This window comes from Salipiger sp. D13 (assembly GCF_003703915.1).
Taxonomy (GTDB): Bacteria; Pseudomonadota; Alphaproteobacteria; order Rhodobacterales; family Rhodobacteraceae; genus Salipiger; species Salipiger profundus.
The window spans coordinates 1-393 of the sequence record NZ_RAPJ01000109.1 but is presented as its reverse complement, the minus strand read 5'-3'; the positions used below and the strand labels follow the sequence as shown (position 1 = coordinate 393).

General features: G+C 71.2%; 1 pseudogene. It reads right to left on the bottom strand.

The window, feature by feature from the left end:
- A pseudogene (locus D6860_RS25445) lies at positions 1 to 393 on the bottom strand (phage tail protein); the annotation flags it as partial.

Here is a 393-nt window from a genome sequence, read left to right as displayed (position 1 = left end):
CGGTAGCCCAGCCCGTAGGCGCTGCCGGCCTCCATCGTCACCGGCGCGTCGAGCTCGACGAGCGTGCCCTCGACCCGGCGCACCCGGGCCGCGACCTGCGTGCGGCTCAGCACGTAATGCGAGACCAGCACCAGGTCGCCGCGCGTGGCGGTGCGCGCAGCCCCGTCCTGGAAGCAGGTGAAGGTGTCGGCGCGGTAGAGCGTCTCGTACATCCGCCGGCGGGTCTCGATCCAGATCTCGTCGGGATGCGTCTTGCCCGGGTGCGTCATCGCCTCGGTCAGCGAGATCGGCCCCGCGTAATCCGGCCAGCGGATGATCCGCTCGGCCTCCGCCCAGTCGTCGGTCTCGTCGTTGAACCTGACCCGCACCGCATGCGGCGGGTCGAGGTAGTCG